General features: G+C 63.0%; 12 protein-coding genes. 9 read left to right on the top strand and 3 right to left on the bottom strand.

The features are described 5' to 3' along the window. Positions 1-19: 19 nt before the first annotated feature. Entirely contained in the window at positions 20-685 is a 666-nt protein-coding gene (locus AC6CH8_RS01610; protein ID WP_498188436.1) for a class I SAM-dependent methyltransferase, read from the top strand. Positions 686-757: 72 nt separating this feature from the next. Continuing rightward, positions 758-1,276, top strand: coding sequence for a gamma carbonic anhydrase family protein (locus AC6CH8_RS01605; protein ID WP_498188435.1), 519 nt, complete (start codon positions 758-760; stop codon positions 1,274-1,276). 76 nt (positions 1,277-1,352) lie between these two features. Here the strand turns inward: AC6CH8_RS01605 and AC6CH8_RS01600 are convergent, their stop codons facing one another. Next, entirely contained in the window at positions 1,353-3,059 is a 1,707-nt protein-coding gene (locus AC6CH8_RS01600; RefSeq protein ID WP_498188434.1) for a flavin monoamine oxidase family protein, read from the bottom strand. Beyond that, entirely contained in the window at positions 3,056-4,486 is a 1,431-nt protein-coding gene (locus AC6CH8_RS01595) for an amino acid permease (RefSeq protein WP_498188658.1), read from the bottom strand. The genes AC6CH8_RS01600 and AC6CH8_RS01595 overlap by 4 nt, the downstream gene beginning before the upstream one ends. Before the next feature lie 194 nt (positions 4,487-4,680). On the opposite strand from AC6CH8_RS01595, the gene alr reads away from it, so the two are divergent. Together alr and AC6CH8_RS01585 are read left to right on the top strand one after the other, a co-directional pair. Continuing rightward, the gene (gene alr / locus AC6CH8_RS01590) at positions 4,681-5,928 is read left to right on the top strand and encodes an alanine racemase (RefSeq protein WP_498188433.1); all 1,248 of its coding nucleotides are present in this window, start codon (positions 4,681-4,683) and stop codon (positions 5,926-5,928) included. Continuing rightward, a complete protein-coding gene (locus tag AC6CH8_RS01585) occupies positions 5,918-7,531 on the top strand; it encodes a PucR family transcriptional regulator (RefSeq protein WP_498188432.1) in 1,614 nt (537 codons plus the stop codon). The genes alr and AC6CH8_RS01585 overlap by 11 nt, the downstream gene beginning before the upstream one ends. Here AC6CH8_RS01585 and AC6CH8_RS01580 read toward each other — a convergent pair. After that, positions 7,528-8,331, bottom strand: coding sequence for a carbon-nitrogen hydrolase family protein (locus AC6CH8_RS01580; protein WP_498188431.1), 804 nt, complete (start codon positions 8,329-8,331; stop codon positions 7,528-7,530). The two genes, AC6CH8_RS01585 and AC6CH8_RS01580, sit on opposite strands and share 4 nt — an antisense overlap. A gap of 310 nt (positions 8,332-8,641) precedes the next feature. On the opposite strand from AC6CH8_RS01580, the gene AC6CH8_RS01575 reads away from it, so the two are divergent. The 5 genes from AC6CH8_RS01575 (at position 8,642) to AC6CH8_RS01555 (ending at position 15,679) form a co-directional block, all read left to right on the top strand. Next, a complete protein-coding gene (locus AC6CH8_RS01575) occupies positions 8,642-9,832 on the top strand; it encodes an ROK family transcriptional regulator (RefSeq protein WP_091466018.1) in 1,191 nt (396 codons plus the stop codon). A gap of 129 nt (positions 9,833-9,961) precedes the next feature. Then, positions 9,962-11,518, top strand: coding sequence for a multiple monosaccharide ABC transporter ATP-binding protein (gene mmsA, locus AC6CH8_RS01570; RefSeq protein ID WP_091466016.1), 1,557 nt, complete (start codon positions 9,962-9,964; stop codon positions 11,516-11,518). Positions 11,519-11,563: 45 nt separating this feature from the next. Next, complete coding sequence (gene mmsB, locus AC6CH8_RS01565; protein WP_091466014.1) at positions 11,564-12,832, top strand: multiple monosaccharide ABC transporter permease; 1,269 nt, start codon at positions 11,564-11,566, stop codon at positions 12,830-12,832. Between the two features lie 54 nt (positions 12,833-12,886). Further along, a complete protein-coding gene (locus AC6CH8_RS01560) occupies positions 12,887-13,984 on the top strand; it encodes a substrate-binding domain-containing protein (protein WP_091466013.1) in 1,098 nt (365 codons plus the stop codon). Between the two features lie 225 nt (positions 13,985-14,209). Next, positions 14,210-15,679: an ABC transporter permease gene (locus AC6CH8_RS01555; protein WP_498188430.1), complete on the top strand. Its 1,470-nt coding sequence runs from the start codon at positions 14,210-14,212 to the stop codon at positions 15,677-15,679. Positions 15,680-15,681: the final 2 nt, after the last annotated feature.

Genomic DNA, 15,681 nt, shown 5'->3' with positions numbered 1-15,681 from the left:
CCACTCCTATGCTGGGGGTATGCGGGGCATCCCTGACGCCGACCACGAGGCTGACCTGGCCGTCTTTTACGACCGCCAGGCACCGGCGCGGAACACCCGCGCGCTGACGCCGCACCGGGTTGAGAGCCGGGAGTGGTTCATCCGGCTGTTGAAGTCCGAGCGCCGTCATTCGTTGTTTGAGCTGGGTTGCGGCACTGGGGTTGAGGGCGTGGAGTTCGTCCGCGCCGGCTTGCACTACACCGGCGTGGACCTGTCCTCGGAGAGCGTTCACTTGGCGCGCTCGGCCGGGCTTGAGGCTTCTGTTGCCAGCGGCCGCAGCCTGCCGTTTCCGGATGCAGTCTTTTCAGCCGCCTGGACCATGAGCACTCTCCTGCACGTCCCCAACAGCAGAATTCACGACGTCGTCCGCGAACTTGTGCGGGTCACGGCACCTGGTGCGCCAATCGCCGTCGGGCTCTGGTCAGGTGAGGATTGCGAAGTCTTGAACCCGGAAGACATCGAGGAACCGCGGCGCTTCTTCAGCCGTCGCAGCGACGAAACCGTGCAGCGTATTTTTGGCGAGCACGGTTCGGTGGAGCACTTCCGGACGTGGCCGGAGGGCGTGGGAGTGGAATCCGGGCCGGGCGCAGGAAACTGGTCCCAGCACTATCAATTCCTGGTCCTCCGCACCCCTGCACCCAACTGAGTCGCAATTGAGCGCGTTTTGAGCGCTCAAAACGCGCTCTGCTGCGACCTACTTGGGAACTAAGCTGACTCCATGGCTCCCTCTTACACTTTCGCCGGGGATACCCCGGCCATCCATGAAACCGCCTTCCTGGCGCCCACGGCTTCCATTATTGGCAAGGCCACGTTGGCCGAGGACTCGAGCGCTTTCTACGGCGTCTCCGTCCGCGCCGATACAGCGGCCATCAGCGTCGGCGCAGGGTCCAACCTCCAGGACAACGTAGTCCTCCACGCCGACCCCGGCTTCCCCTGCACGGTAGGCGAACGCGTCTCCGTGGGGCACAGCGCTGTGGTCCATGGATGCACTGTGGAGGACGACTGCCTCATCGGCATGAGCGCCACCATCCTCAACGGCGCGGTGATTGGCACTGGCTCGCTCATCGCTGCCGGGGCCGTGGTGTTGGAAGGCACTGTCATTCCCCCGCGCTCACTGGTTGCGGGTGTACCTGCAAAGGTCCGCCGTGAACTCACCGACGAAGAGTTCGAGGGCGTCAAGCACAACGCCGCGCATTACAAGGAACTCGCTGCGGCGCACAGGGAGATGCACGCTTAAACGCCGAATGCGAGGCCCGCTCTGTGCCCTAACCTGAGGGTTTAGGGCGCAGAGCGGGCCTCGCAACGTAAGGAGACTAGTCCAGGGAGATCGGGCCGAGCTCGTCCAGCAGGTCACCTGGCCCCGGGTTTCCGGCAGCGGACGAACCGCCCAGGTGATTCACCACTCCCCACACTGCATTCAGGCCCGTGGTCACGGCACCCTCGGCCCAGCCAGCGGTGAAGGACACGTCATCGCCCGCGAGGAAGATGCCGCGCTGGTGCTCCGGCAGCTGGTCCTGCTTGAAGTGCGTGAACAGGCGCTGCTGGTACCGGTAGTGGCCGGGCAGGTTGGCCTTGAACGCACCCATGAAGTTGGGATCCGCTTCCCAGGACACCGTGATCGGTTGCCCCACGATGTGGCTCGCAATGTCTACGCCCGGGTAGATCTGTTCCAAGGAGTGCAACATCAGCTTCACGCGCTCGTCCGCTGTCAGGGCCAGCCATTTCAGGGCGTCGTCGTTCCATGTGTAGGACAGGAGCATGACGGCGGGCTTGTCCGGACCGTCGTCGAGCAAGTACGTGGCCCGGTTGAGGCGGTCGGTGAGCGTCATGGACAGGACCTCGCGCCCGGTCTCGGGATCGATGTCCTTCCAGAACGGGCGGTCCACCATCACGAAGGTCTTTGAAGACTGCATGTAATGCGAGCGTTCGATCGCGGTCCACAGCCCGGCCGGGAACAGTGCTTCCTCGGTGTGGATGCGTGTGGACAGCAGCCAGGACTGGCAGGTGGTCACCACGGCTTGGTAGGTGGCTTCGCGTCCCCAGTTCTCGCGGACCAGGAGGTCGCCGTTCTCTACCCGGCGGATGTTGTCCACGGCCCCGCGGGGCGAGCCGGAGTGCAGCGACGCCAGGGAGGTGCCCTCCGGCCAGTACTTAAGGTCCGACGGCGCGTGGTTCCAGAGTGCCTCAGGGAGCCTTTGCGCTCCTCCGGCAATGGAGCGGTGCTGGTCGTCGGCGTCGGTGTAGACCACGCGGAGGATCTCGAGGATGGAGTTGGGGAAGTCAGTGTCCCAGCCGCCGGTACCGAAGCCCACCTGGCCGAAGGCCTCTCGGTGCGCAAAGCCGGCCTCTTTGAAGGATTTACTGGCGGCGATGAAACCGTAGAAGGTCTGCTCGTCCAGCTCCGGCAAGAGCGCGTTCCAGAGTTCCTTGATCCGCTTGGTGTCGCGGGCCTTGATGGCTTCCTGCATCTCAGCGAAGGCAGCGCCATCGTTGACTGCTGCTTTCCAGGCGTCGGCTACTTCCAGGAAGAACTCCGGCAGCTCGTCAGCCGTGGTGGCGTAGTGCTTCTTGCCCGCGAGTTCGATCACTGTGGAGGAGGTTGCCGGCGCCATGGGATTCGGGAAGTCCTGGGTGTCCAGGCCAAGCAGGTCCACGTAGTGGTAGAACGCCTTGCCGGAGACCGGGAAGCGCATGCCGCCAAGGTCCGCCACGACGCCGGGAGCTGATGGGAAGCTCGCAGTGCGGAGGCGTCCACCAATCTGGTCGGCCTCGTAGATGACGGGCTTGAGGCCAAGTTTCATCAATTCATAGGCGGTCACCAGTCCGGACAAGCCTGCGCCGATGATGGCCACTTCCGTGCCGTAAAGCTCCTCCGGGATTGAGCCGAGCCCATCGGGGTGCGCCAGGTAGTGGTCGTAGCTGAACGGGAAGTCCGGGTTCAGCATGGTGATGGGTGCTCCAGCGGCCGCGTCAGGCGCGTCTGGCTCCTCGATGAGAGGGAGTTCTGTGGCGATGGTCATGAGTTTGCTGCTTTCACAGGTTCCGGGCTCACGGCCCTGGTGGTTAGTTCACGGTAGTCCTGCTCGCTGAGCGCGGCTACCTTTGAGTTCCGGCGTCCATAGCCGAAGTAAATGGCGACGCCCACCAGCATCCAGATACCGAAGGTGATCCAGGTATCGGCGCCCAGGTTGAGCATCAAATATGCGCACATCAGGGTGCCCAGGATTGGCGTGATCGGGTACAGCGGGACCCGGAAGCTGCGCTTCAGGTCGGGCCGGTTGCGTCGCAGGTAGATGACGGCCACGTTGACCAGCGCGAACGCGAAGAGCGTACCGATGCTTGTTGCGTCCGCCAAGGCTCCCAGCGGGACCAAGCCTGCGGTGAGGGCGACGGCGGTACCGATGATCAGCGTGCCGGCCACCGGAGTACCGGTTCGGCGGGAAACGCGGCCGAAGATTTTGGGAACCATGCCGTCGCGGGACATGGAGAGCATGATGCGGGTTTGTCCGTAGAGCACGGTCAGCACGATGCTGGCGATGGCGAGCACTGCGCCCACTGAGAAGACCAGGGCGATCCACGGCTGACCCGTGATCTCGTGCAGGATCTGTACCAGTGCAGCCTCTGTGCCGTCGAACCAACCCCACGGGCGGGCGCCGATGGCTGCAACGGCAACCAGGACGTAGATGGTGGTCACGATGACCATGGAGAGCATGATGGCCCGGGGCAGGTCGCGCTTGGGGTTCCTGGCTTCCTCGCCGGCGGTGGAAGCGGCGTCGAAGCCGATGTAGGAGAAGAAAACGCTGGATGCGGCGGCGGAAACACCGGCGGCGCCCATGGGCAGCAGCGGCTCGAAGTTGCCGGCATTGAAAGCGGTGAAGGCTACTGCGCAGAAGAAGATCAGGATGCCCACCTTGATCACGACGATTGCCGTGTTGATCCACGCACTCTCACGGGCACCCCGGACCAGCAGGAGCATAGCCAGGATCACGATCACGACGGCGGGCACGTTCACCAGCCCGCCGTCCCCTGGCGGCTGGCTCATCGCGTCCGGCAGGAACTGGCCAAACGCGGCGAGGGTCTCGTTCACATACTGGCCGGCACCGACGGCAACGGCTGCCACGGAGACCGCGTACTCCAGCACCAGGCACCATCCACAAATCCAGGCCATGCCCTCACCCATGGTGGCGTAAGAGTAAGAGTAGGACGAGCCCGCCACAGGGACGAGCCCAGCCATTTCGGCATAGGACACTGCCGAAAGCAGGGCGGCGAGGCCGGCGATGACGAACGAGATCCAGATGGCCGGACCGGCCAGCGGCACTGATTCGCCGAGGATCACCAGGATGCCGGTGCCGAGTGTAGCTCCGACGCTGATCATGGTGAGCTGGAAGACGCCAAAGCTGCGGACCAGCGGCGTTCCGCCTTCGCCGCTACCGGCTTCGCTGACCATCTGGCCAATTGGCTTGCGGCGCAGGAGTTGCGCGCCGAGGCTCGGCCTGGCGACGCTTGCCGCGGCCGGGTTTTTGGTGTTCACAGGCACAGTCACCCTTGACGTCCCTTCAAAGTAGTTTCGATTTCCCCTCCACAAGACTGGCATGTGAGCCACCTCTCACCGCGGTGCAAAATGACCTATAGTGTTCAACCATGAGACGTAATGCACACTATCAAGAGGCTGCCGCTGCAGCCCTTTCCGGGCAGGTCAACGTGGACCTGTCTGCCATTTCAGACAACGTCAAGGCCCTGAAAAATCGCACCGGTGCGCCGCACTTCATGGCCGTAGTCAAGGGCAACGCCTACGGCCACGGCCTGGTGGAAGTTGCTCGCACCGCCGTGGAAGCTGGTGCAGACTGGCTTGGCACAGCCCAGCTCAGTGAAGCAATCGCACTCCGCCAAGCGGGCATCACCGTTCCCATACTGTCGTGGCTGTATCTGGCATCCCAGACAAGCGCCACCATTCTTGAGGCACTGGAAAACGACGTTGATGTGTCCCTCGGAAGCGTCAGCCAACTGGAGGTGCTGGCAGGCATCGCGAAACGCCTTGGCCGTCCCGCCGTCGTGCATTTGGAACTGGACAGCGGCCTGAGCCGCGGCGGTGCACGAAAGGAAGACTGGGCTGAACTTGTGGCGCAGGCACGGCAAGCTGAGCTGGACGGGACCCTCCGTGTTCGAGGCCTCTGGACCCACCTGGCCTGGGCAGATGTCCCCGCGCACCCCGGTAACGCCACCGCCGTCGCGGAGTTCGAGGACGCCGTTCACCAAGCGCGCGAGGCAGGACTGAACCCCGGCCTCAGGCATGTTTCCAGTTCTGCCAACATCCTGGACCGGCCGGAGTTCCACTTCGACATGGTCCGCGCGGGACTGGCCATTTACGGGCTTGCCCCGGCCGATCACCTGAACCCGGCTGACTTTGGCCTGCGCCCGGCGCTCAGCGTTACGGCGCCGCTGGTCATGGTCAAGAAGGTCCCGGCAGGCACAGGCGTCAGCTACGAACACCAGGCCATCACCTACGAACCGCGCTACCTCGGGCTCATCCCGCTCGGTTACGCGGACGGTATCCCCAAGGGCATCAGCGGCCGCTCCGTTGTGAACGTGGCCGGGCGCGCGGTGCCGGTGATCGGCAAGGTCTGCATGGACCAGTTCATGGTGGACCTCGGACCGGACGCTTCGGGAATCGACGTCGGGGACACCGCAGTGTTGTTCGGTGACCCGGCATGCGGGGCGGCGAGCGCCGACGACTGGGGCGCCGCGATCGGAAGCCACGGCGACGAGATCATCAACAGGATTGCACCGCGCCTGCCACGCGCCTACGCAAGCAGCGCCAACCAGGACTCCGCGTACGAGTGCCCCGACTACCAGGAGCCGGCCGCCGCCGGGCAGGGCAATGTCGCCTGAGCCCGCCACCGCCCGCCTGAGTTTTGTCACGCTCGAGCAGTTCCTGGAGCAGTTGCCGCCGGAGTTGAAAATGCTTCACGACGGCGGCAGCGGGACCTCGCTGCTGCGGTGGGTGGAACCGAGTGAGCTCGAAGACCCTACGCCGTACCTGCCGGAGGGCGAGTTCCTCCTCACCGCCGGGTTGCCCTTCCTTGGGAAGGGCGGCTCGGCGGCCAAGGTGGACGCCTACGTACGGCGGCTCGTGGGTGCCAAGGTTGCGGCCCTCGGCTTCGGTATCAGGCCCTATTTCGACGCCGTCCCGGACGTCCTGCTGGACGCTTGCCGCAAGCACAACCTCACGTTGTTCGAGGTACCGGAGTCTGTGCCTTTCGCGGCGATTGGCTTGGAGTTCTCCCAGCTTCTGGAAACTGACAACGCGCGGGTCTTCCGGCAACTGGCCGACACCAACCGCCAACTCATGCGGGCGGTCCTCTCCCCCCGGCCCGAACATGAACTGTTGGCCGCCCTGGTGCAGAGGGTGCCCGTGTGGGCTGTTCTGGTGGGCGCTGACGGACGGGTCCGTGCCCGGGGGCACAACGCCGGCGGCAGCAGCGGCGTCGAGCATTCCTTGTTGACACCCCTCCTGGAGCGGTTGCTGTCCGGCAGCGGTCCACGGGTGGAGATGGACGGTTTCGAACAGCCGGGTTCGGAATTGGTGTTCGGACACCCGTTGCGCAGCACTAAGGATGCCAACCTTGGCGCTTTGATCCTCGGTTCGGATGCGCCGCTGACGCCTGCGCAAAACAATGTGGTGCAGTCAGCCGTGGGCTTGCTGGAGTTGTTGGTGAGGCAGCGGACCAGTGGCTCGTTGGCACCGAGCCAGCTGGCTACGGCTGTTTTGTTGCACCCGGATTCGGTGGCGTCGGGTGGCACTAAACATGTCAACGGGCTCAAGGACCTGCTGGCGCAGAGCCTGTCTTCCACTCGTTCGGCGCAGATGCGGGTGGTGCAGGGCATCAGGGTGGACGGAGCGGCAGACGACGGACCGGTGAGGGAACTACTGCAGTGGCGGAGGCTGTTCGATACCAAACTGGTGGAAATTACCGAGTACGGTTTCGCGGCCATTACACGTTTGAGGGTGGACGACTCTTTGCTGGCAGACGTGGAGAAGTTGGGTTGGCGGCTGGTCATCGGCGAACCGACCGAGCTTCTTGGACTCCAAGCGGCCTACCAGCGTGCCAGCTCCCTGCGCGGCCGCGTTCTTTCCACCGGGAAGAGTGCCCGCGTGGACGAGGTCACGTGGTCTGTCACAGGACTCTTGGGCCGCGAAGCCGGGACCATGCTGGCCGAACGACTCCTTGCACCCGTGCTGGCGCTTGAACCGGACCGTCGGGATCCGCTTCTTGCTGTCCTGCGCGGTTGGCTTAGCGAGAACGGCAGTTGGGACGGCTCGGCCAAGCTGCTGGGGCTGCACCGCAACAGCGTGCGGCGGCAGATCGGCGTGCTCGGCGAGCTGCTTGACATGGACCTCAACCAAGCCCAAGTCCGGGCCGAGCTGTGGTTTGCGTTGCAGTACGTGGAGGAGCTGGTCGCTGGCCTTTCCGGTGATTCGACGGGCGACTAGTTGTCCCACTTCTCGTAGAGTTCCGGCCGGCGTTCGCGCAGGTACGGGACTTCTTCGCGCGCCGCTTTTACGGACTCCGTGCCGACCTCCGCGAACAACAGAGTGGCTGACTCCCCCGCAGCGGCAAGCAACGATCCGTCTGGTCCGGCAACAACGCTGCCGCCCAGGAAGTTGTAGATGTCCTCGTGTCCACTGTGGTTGGCGTAGGCCACGTTGAGTTGGCTTTCCAACGCGCGGGCACGGATAAGGACCTGCGGCACGTTGTCGAACCCGGCGGAAAGGGCAGTTGGCACCAGCAGGAGTTCAGCACCCCGTGTGGCGGCGGCACGGACGGCTTCCGGGAACTCGACGTCGTAGCAAATCAGCATCGATGTGCGGATCCCGTTGAAATCCACGACGGCGGGAGGTTCTTGGGCGCCGACGAACGCCTTGTGCTCCTCCGGACCGAAGAGGTGCACTTTGGCATAGTTGAGGACCTCGTTGCCTGCCGAGTCGAGGAGGGTGGCGGTGATGTGCCAACTCCCTTCGCTTCCCGCTGCCGGTGCCGGAAGGCTATAAACCAAGCCAATGCCGTTGGTCCGGGCGATGCCGGCCAGCCGTTCACGGATGCCGGGGAGCGTAGATGAGTCCAGTTCGGCGTGGAGCCGCAAGGGTGCGTAGCCCACGGGGAACAGCTCCGGGGTGAGGAGCAGCCCGGACCCGGCTTGGGCGGCGCGCTGCGCGGCGTCGTCGATTGTGTGCAGGTTCGCCTCAACGTCCATCACGGAAGCGTTCGCCTGCAGGACTGAGAGCAGCATCATTACCACCTTGGTTTCGCCTGATCCCGATGCCTCATACACGTGCCCGGGACGTTTCTTGCTTCCAGCGTAGGCCCGGGACTTGCTCGGCGGGTGAGGCGATTGGACCCGCGCACCTCCGGATCGGGACGCAATGCACGCCGCTCCCCCGTTGCGAGGCCCGCTCTGCAGGCAAACACGGGTTCATAGTGCGCATAACGGGCCTCACAAGGGGTACCTATGTTTCGATCTTGCGTTGGAGTATGTCGGGCAGGGTTGACTCGCTGTGTTCACTTCTTGACTACAAGGTTGCTTGTGGGGCAATCTTCTTGTCATGCCCGCTACGCAGCGCTCAACGAAGAGCCATCCAAGAAAACCCGGCTCGCAGTCCGCTCTGCGACACCTGAATCAGCAACGCATTATCGAGTGCTTGCTGAGCGGGCCGTCTACGCAGGCGGAGCTTTCCCGGCAGACCGGCCTTTCCACGGCCACCATCTCCAACATCGTGAAAATCATGCAGGACGCCGGACTGGTTTCCACCGAGCCGACCACAAGCTCGGGGCGCCGGGCAACCAACGTGAGACTCAACAGCAACGGTGCAGTCGCCGTCGGAATCGACTTCGGTCGCCGGCACCTAAGGGTGGTGTTGGCATCGCTGGGTTACCACGTGATTGCCGAGGATTATATGGAACTACCGCTAGGCCACCAAGCGGAAGAGGGCATCGCGGCGGCAGTCCCACTCCTTGACAGGCTGCTGCGTGAAAATGGCATAGACCGCACCGCAGTGGTGGGAGCAGGTGCCGGCATTCCGGGGCCCATAGACCGCCGCACAGGTACGGTTGCCCAGGGCGCCATCCTCCCCGAATGGGTGGGCATCGACATCCTTCATCGCTTGGAGGAAGCGCTCAACTGCCCTGTCTTTGTTGATAACGACGCCAACCTAGGTGCGTTGTCGGAAGTGACATGGGGCCCGCATAGCGGGGTCTCCAACCTCATGTTCCTCAAGATCGGCTCGGGCATCGGCGCCGGCCTGATCCTTAACGGACTGCCCTATTACGGGAACGTGGGCATCACCGGAGAAATCGGCCATGCCACCATCCATGAACACGGATTGGTGTGCCGCTGCGGCAACCGCGGATGCTTGGAAACCATTGCCTCAACCACCACCATGATCGAGCTCCTGGGTCGGGGGCAGGAGAAGCTTCTGACCCCGCAGGACATCGTCCGCAATTGTTTGGCCGGGGACTCCGCCACCCAGCGTGTGGTGGACGATGCCGGACTGGCAGTGGGCCGCGCCTTGGGCAACGTTTCTAATCTGATCAACCCTGAAGTGATCGTCGTCGGTGGACCCTTGGCGGGCCTCGGCGACCTCCTTCTGGACCCCATCCGCCGCGGCCTTGTCCGGCATGCGGTACCCGTGGTGGGAGAGACAACCCACCTGGCGATGTCGTCCCTCGGAGCACGCGCAGAGGCCCTGGGAGCCGCCGCTTTGGTGTTCCAACACGCAGGGATTACCGGTAGGTAACGAAATCGTTAGCTGGATCATGCGTTCAAGTCTTGACGACAAGATGGGTGATCCAGTTTACTTTTTGATCAGACAGCCTCGCCATTGCGGGGCCGACAACGAAGTCATGCATTGGAGGCGTAAGGGCTGATGACATCCCTCGACACGCAAGGTGAACCCATCCTTTTGGAGATGCGTTCCATCACCAAGGAATTTCCCGGAGTGAAGGCCTTGTCGAATGTGAGCCTGCGCGTGATGGCCGGCGAAATCCACGCCATCTGTGGCGAAAACGGTGCCGGCAAATCCACGCTCATGAAAGTTCTGTCCGGCGTTTACGGGTACGGAAGCTACACGGGCGACATCGTGTACCAGGCGGAAACGCAGCAATTCAAGGACATCCGCGCAAGCGAAGCGGCCGGCATCGTGATCATCCACCAGGAACTGGCGCTGATCCCGGAGCTGTCCATCATGGAGAACATCTTCCTGGGCAACGAACCCACCAAGTGGGGAGTGATCGACTGGGCAGAAGCCCGGAAGCGTTCCCTCGAGCTGCTGGCCCGTGTCGGCCTCAGGGAAGATCCCGATACCCCCATCAAGGAAATCGGCGTTGGCAAGCAGCAGCTGGTGGAGATCGCCAAGGCCTTGAACAAGTCCGTGAAGCTCCTGATCCTGGACGAGCCCACCGCCGCACTGAACGAGTCCGACTCCCAGCACTTGTTGGACCTGATCCTTGGCCTGAAGGGCAAGGGCATCACCTCGATCATCATTTCCCACAAGCTCAACGAGATCGAACAGATCGCGGACGAGATCACCATCATCCGTGACGGTAAGTCCATCGAAACCCTCAACGTCAAGCGTGACGGCGTGGATGAGGACCGCATCATCAAGGGCATGGTGGGCAGGACGCTCGAGTCCCGCTTCCCGGATCACGAACCCAAGATTGGCGAGGTCTTCTTCGAGGTCAAGGACTGGACCGTTGGGCACCCGCAGATCCAGGACCGCTTGATCTGCAAGGGTTCCAACTTCTTTGTGCGCCGCGGCGAAATCGTTGGCTTCGCAGGGCTCATGGGGGCAGGACGCACGGAACTGGCCCGCTCCCTGTTTGGGCATTCCTACGGCCGGTTCATCAAGGGCCAGGTCTACAAGGACGGCAAGCAGGTCAACCTTCGCACCGTTCGTCAAGCGATCGACGCCGGACTCGGCTACGTCACTGAGGACCGGAAGTCCCTGGGCTTGAACCTGCTGGATGACATCAAGACCACCACGGTTTCAGCGGCGCTGAACAAGATCAGCAACTACACGGTAGTGGACACCCGCAAGGAGTTCTCCGTTGCCGAGGAGTACCGGAAATCATTGCGGACCAAGACCCCGTCGGTTGAGGAAGGCGTTGCCAAGCTTTCCGGCGGCAACCAGCAGAAGGTGGTCTTGGCCAAATGGATGTTCACAGACCCGGATCTCCTGATCCTGGACGAACCCACCCGTGGCATTGACGTCGGCGCCAAGTACGAGATCTACGGCATCATCCAGAAGCTGGCGAACCAGGGCAAGGGAGTGATTGTCATTTCCTCGGAGCTTCCTGAGCTCCTGGGCCTTTCCGACCGGATCTACACCATCTTCGAAGGCGCCATCACAGGCGTCCTGGACAAAAACGAAGCAAGCCAGGAAAGCCTGATGAAGCTTATGACGTCCGCACGCAAAGCAGCCTGACCCTTTGGCCTCGCCCCGCCCCTTCCTGACACAAGGACCAAAACAATGAACGCGCTCAAGAAGCTATTTGGTGGCAATACCCGCCAGTTCGGCATGATCTTCGCCCTGGTGGCACTTATCGTCTTCTTCCAGATCTTCACGGACGGCCGTACCCTGACGCCCGGCAACGTGATCAACCTGTTCAACGGCAACTCCTACATCCTGATCCTTGCCATCGGCATGGTCCTGGTCATCATCGCCGGCCACATCGACCTTTCCGTGGGTTCCGTTGCCGCCTTCGTGGGCGTCTTCGTGGCCTTGGCAATGCGCGACTGGGGTCTGCCTTGGTGGGCAGGGGTGCTCTTCGGCCTGCTCCTGGGAGCAGTGATCGGAGCCTGGCAAGGATTCTGGGTGGCGTATGTGGGCATACCAGCCTTCATCGTGACCCTGGCCGGCATGCTGTTGTTCCGTGGCTTCAACCAGTTCGTGGGCAAGTCCAACACCATCCCCGTTCCCCAGGACTTCCAGTTCCTTGGTTCCGGCTACCTGCCGGAGATTGGCCCCAACACAGGCTTCAACAACCTCACCCTGCTGCTGGGCATCATTGCAGCTGCGTTCGTGGTGATCATGTCCCTGCGTGCCCGCGCCACCAGCAAGGCGCTGGGCGCCGAAGTTCCTGAACTTTGGGTCGAGGTCACGAAGCTGGTCCTGATCTGCGGCGCCATCCTCTACGCTACATACCTGTTCGCCACGGGTCGCCCCGGCACGTCCTTCCCGATCCCCGGCCTGATCCTGGCCGTGCTGGTTCTCATCTACGGTTTCATCGCTGACAAGACCGTCCTCGGCCGTCACGTCTACGCAGTGGGTGGCAACCGCCACGCAGCTGAGCTGTCCGGCGTGCAGTCCAAGAAGGTCAACTTCCTGGTCATGATGAACATGTCCGTCCTGGCTGGCCTGGCAGGCATGATCTTCGTTGGACGTTCCACCGCTTCCGGTCCGTTCGACGGCGTCGGTTGGGAACTGGACGCCATTGCGGCAGTCTTCATCGGTGGCGCAGCCGTCACCGGTGGTGTTGGCACCGTGATCGGCTCGATCGTTGGTGGCCTGGTCATGGCTGTCCTCAACAACGGCCTCCAGCTGCTGGGCGTCGGCGCCGACCTCACCCAGATCATCAAGGGCCTGGTGCTCCTTGCAGCAGTCGCCTTCGATGTTTACAACAAGTCGCAGGGCAAGCGGTCCATTACCGGGCTGCTGATGAAGAACTTCCAGCGCAACAACGAGATCAAGCCCGACGAAACCACCTCCACCAAGGAGGTCATCTCCAAGGAAGCGTAATCCGCTCCCTGAAAGACTCGCTCCACCCCACCCACACAGAAAGTGAACCAAGATATGCGAATGTTTGGTAAAGCAGGAAAGGCAGCAGCAGTCGCTGCCATCGCGGCACTGGCGCTGACAGCCTGCGGCCGCAGTGACAGCGGCTCAAGCAGCAGCACAGCAGGCGGGGAAGCGTTCCCCAAGGACTCGATGATCGGCGTCGCACTTCCGCAGAAGACCAGTGAAAACTGGGTCCTCGCGGAGAAGCTGTTCAACGATGGCCTCAGCAGCGCCGGGTTCAAGCCCGACGTCCAGTTCGCCAACGGCGGCGTGTCCGAGCAGCAGAACCAGATCAGCGCCATGGTCACCAAGGGTGCCAAGGTGATCATCGTGGGAGCCATCGACGGCGCCCAGCTGGGTACGCAGCTCAAGCAGGCCAAGGACTCCGGCGCCACAGTCATCGCCTACGACCGTCTGCTTCTCAACACCGAGAACGTGGATTACTACGTGGCGTACGACAACTTCAAGGTTGGTGAACTCCAGGGCCAGGCGCTGTTGGACGGTATGAAGGCCAAGAAGCCTTCCGGCCCGTACAACATCGAGCTCTTTGCCGGTTCCCCCGACGATGCCAATGCGAAGGTCTTCTTTGACGGCGCCATGAGCGTCCTGAAGCCGAAGATCGACGACGGAACCCTCAAGGTTGTCTCCGGCCAGACCTCGTTCGAGCAGGCTGTTACTCAGGGTTGGAAGGCAGAGAACGCCCAGCGTCGCGCTGACACGCTGCTCACCGGCAGCTACGGCACCGCTTCCCTGGACGGAGTCCTCTCCCCGAACGACACCTTGGCCCGCGCAGTCCTGACGTCCGTCAAGGCCGCCGGCAAGCCGCTGCCCGTCGTGACCGGCCAGGACTCCGAAGTTGAGTCCGTGAAGTCGATCATCGCAGGCGAGCAGTACTCCACCATCAACAAGGACACCCGCAAACTCGTTGAGCACGCCATCACCATGGTGAAGGACCTCCAGGCCGGCAAGGAACTGGAAATCAACGACAAGGATTCCTACAAGAACGGCGTCAAGACCGTCCCGGCATTCCTCCTGCCTCCGCAGATCGTTACGGCAGAGAACGTCAAGACGGCTTACGTTGACGATCCGGTACTCGGCCCGATCACCAAGTAAGTGGTCACCAAGTAAGTGGTCACCAAGTAACACCGCTTAAGAGCAGCAAGCCCCGGCCCGCCAATTCGGCGGGTCGGGGCTTTCTCTTGCCTTCAACCGAGGCTCGAGTACTTTCACAGCCCACGCATAGCTTGGGCAGGCTTTCCGCACAGCAGAACTCACGAGTCTTGGATCTGCAGCCCACGTCCAGTGGGCCCCACGAACTTGCAGGTCAAGAGGAGAAACGTGAGCGTCCTTGCCCGAAGCGTAGGCAATGCCTTCCGCAACAAAATCAGAACGACGGCGGTTGTCGCCGTGCTGGCCGTAGCCATCGGCCTGGCTTTGGCCATGCTCGTGGCCAACCAGGCAGTGGGCGCCAAGGTCCAGGAGCTCAACGCCTCCGTTGGCACCACCTTGACGGTTAATCCGGCGGGCGGCCAAGGCTTTGAAGGCGGCGGCGAACCGCTCACGACGGCGGAGGCTGAGACTGCGGCGTCGGTCGCCAACGTGGCGTCAGTAGTTGGCACCAAGGCACTGCGCCTCCAGACGACCACCACAACGGGGACCACCGACGCAGCCACCGGCACCACCCAGCAGGCGGGCCCGGCCGGGGGCTTTGGTCCCGGCGGGCAACAGGCGACGGTCAGCACCAACCTGACGGCCGCCGTCGACGCTGGCACGCTGGGAAACCGCAACAACGCGAGCGGAACCACCGGCACAACTACCCAGCCCGCGCGCACCCTGCCGATCACCGCTACGGGCATCGGCGCCGAAGTGGACAGCACCGGCAAGGCCCTGGAGATCACCAGCGGCACAGGCCTGGGCGACTACGCGGCATCCGAGGCGAAGGCTCTGGTGGGCACGTCCTTGGCTGAGAAGAACGGCCTGACCGTAGGCTCCACGTTCACCATCCAGGACAAGACCTTCACCGTAACTGGAATCTTCGACGCCGGCACTACCTTCGGGAACAACGCCGTCTACGTCACGCTTCCTGAAGCGCAGACGTTGGCGGAGACCCCGGATGAGCTGTCCACCATGATCGTCACGGTCAACAGCATGGAGAACGTGGACAGCACTAAAACTGCCGTTCAGGACGCGCTCGGCACCGACAAGGCCGACGTCACCCAGGGCCAGCGCAACCTCGAAACGGCTGTCAGCTCACTGGACAGCGTCAAGAACATCTCGATGATCGCCTTCATTGCGGCCCTAGCCACCGCCGGAATCATCATCCTACTCATCATGGTCATGCTGGTTCGCGAGCGCCGCCGCGAGATCGGCGTCCTGAAGGCCATCGGTGCCCGGAACCGTACTATCGGCCTGCAGTTCGTCCTCGAGTCGTTGGTCCTTGTTGCCTTGGGCAGTGTTGTGGGAGCTGTGATCGCTTCATTGGCCAGCGGCGGCATCGCGTCGGCACTCATTAGTTCAAACACCACCACGACGGCGGCCACCACCACCCAGCGCGGCGGCGGACTTGCAGGGGCCATGCCCAACGGCACAGTCCCGGGTGGCGGGATGCCCGGTGGTGGGATGGGCGGCGGCCAGGGCGGCCCCTTCGGTGGAGCGTCGCAGCTGCTCACCTCCGTCACTGCGAGCGTCTCCCCCGGCGTCCTCGCTGCAGGCATCGCCGCAGTCTTCGCGGTAGCCATCATCGGTGCCCTGGTACCGGCACTGCTGACCGCCCGTATCCGTCCCATCGAAGTACTCCGAGGAGAATAGCC

This window comes from Paenarthrobacter sp. GQ52, assembly GCF_059759005.1.
Note: the sequence above shows the minus strand (reverse complement) of the source record. Positions and strands in the feature narration are given on the sequence as shown.

Coding starts and splice junctions, on each gene's coding strand:
- AC6CH8_RS01575 (WP_091466018.1), top strand. CDS start 8,642: ATGCCCGCTACGCAGCGCTCAACGAAGAGCCATCCAAGAAAACCCGGC.
- alr (WP_498188433.1), top strand. CDS start 4,681: ATGAGACGTAATGCACACTATCAAGAGGCTGCCGCTGCAGCCCTTTCC.
- AC6CH8_RS01580 (WP_498188431.1), bottom strand. CDS start 8,331: ATGATGCTGCTCTCAGTCCTGCAGGCGAACGCTTCCGTGATGGACGTT.
- AC6CH8_RS01560 (WP_091466013.1), top strand. CDS start 12,887: ATGCGAATGTTTGGTAAAGCAGGAAAGGCAGCAGCAGTCGCTGCCATC.
- AC6CH8_RS01585 (WP_498188432.1), top strand. CDS start 5,918: ATGTCGCCTGAGCCCGCCACCGCCCGCCTGAGTTTTGTCACGCTCGAG.
- mmsA (WP_091466016.1), top strand. CDS start 9,962: ATGACATCCCTCGACACGCAAGGTGAACCCATCCTTTTGGAGATGCGT.
- AC6CH8_RS01610 (WP_498188436.1), top strand. CDS start 20: ATGCGGGGCATCCCTGACGCCGACCACGAGGCTGACCTGGCCGTCTTT.
- AC6CH8_RS01605 (WP_498188435.1), top strand. CDS start 758: ATGGCTCCCTCTTACACTTTCGCCGGGGATACCCCGGCCATCCATGAA.
- AC6CH8_RS01600 (WP_498188434.1), bottom strand. CDS start 3,059: ATGACCATCGCCACAGAACTCCCTCTCATCGAGGAGCCAGACGCGCCT.
- mmsB (WP_091466014.1), top strand. CDS start 11,564: ATGAACGCGCTCAAGAAGCTATTTGGTGGCAATACCCGCCAGTTCGGC.
- AC6CH8_RS01595 (WP_498188658.1), bottom strand. CDS start 4,486: ATGGTCAGCGAAGCCGGTAGCGGCGAAGGCGGAACGCCGCTGGTCCGC.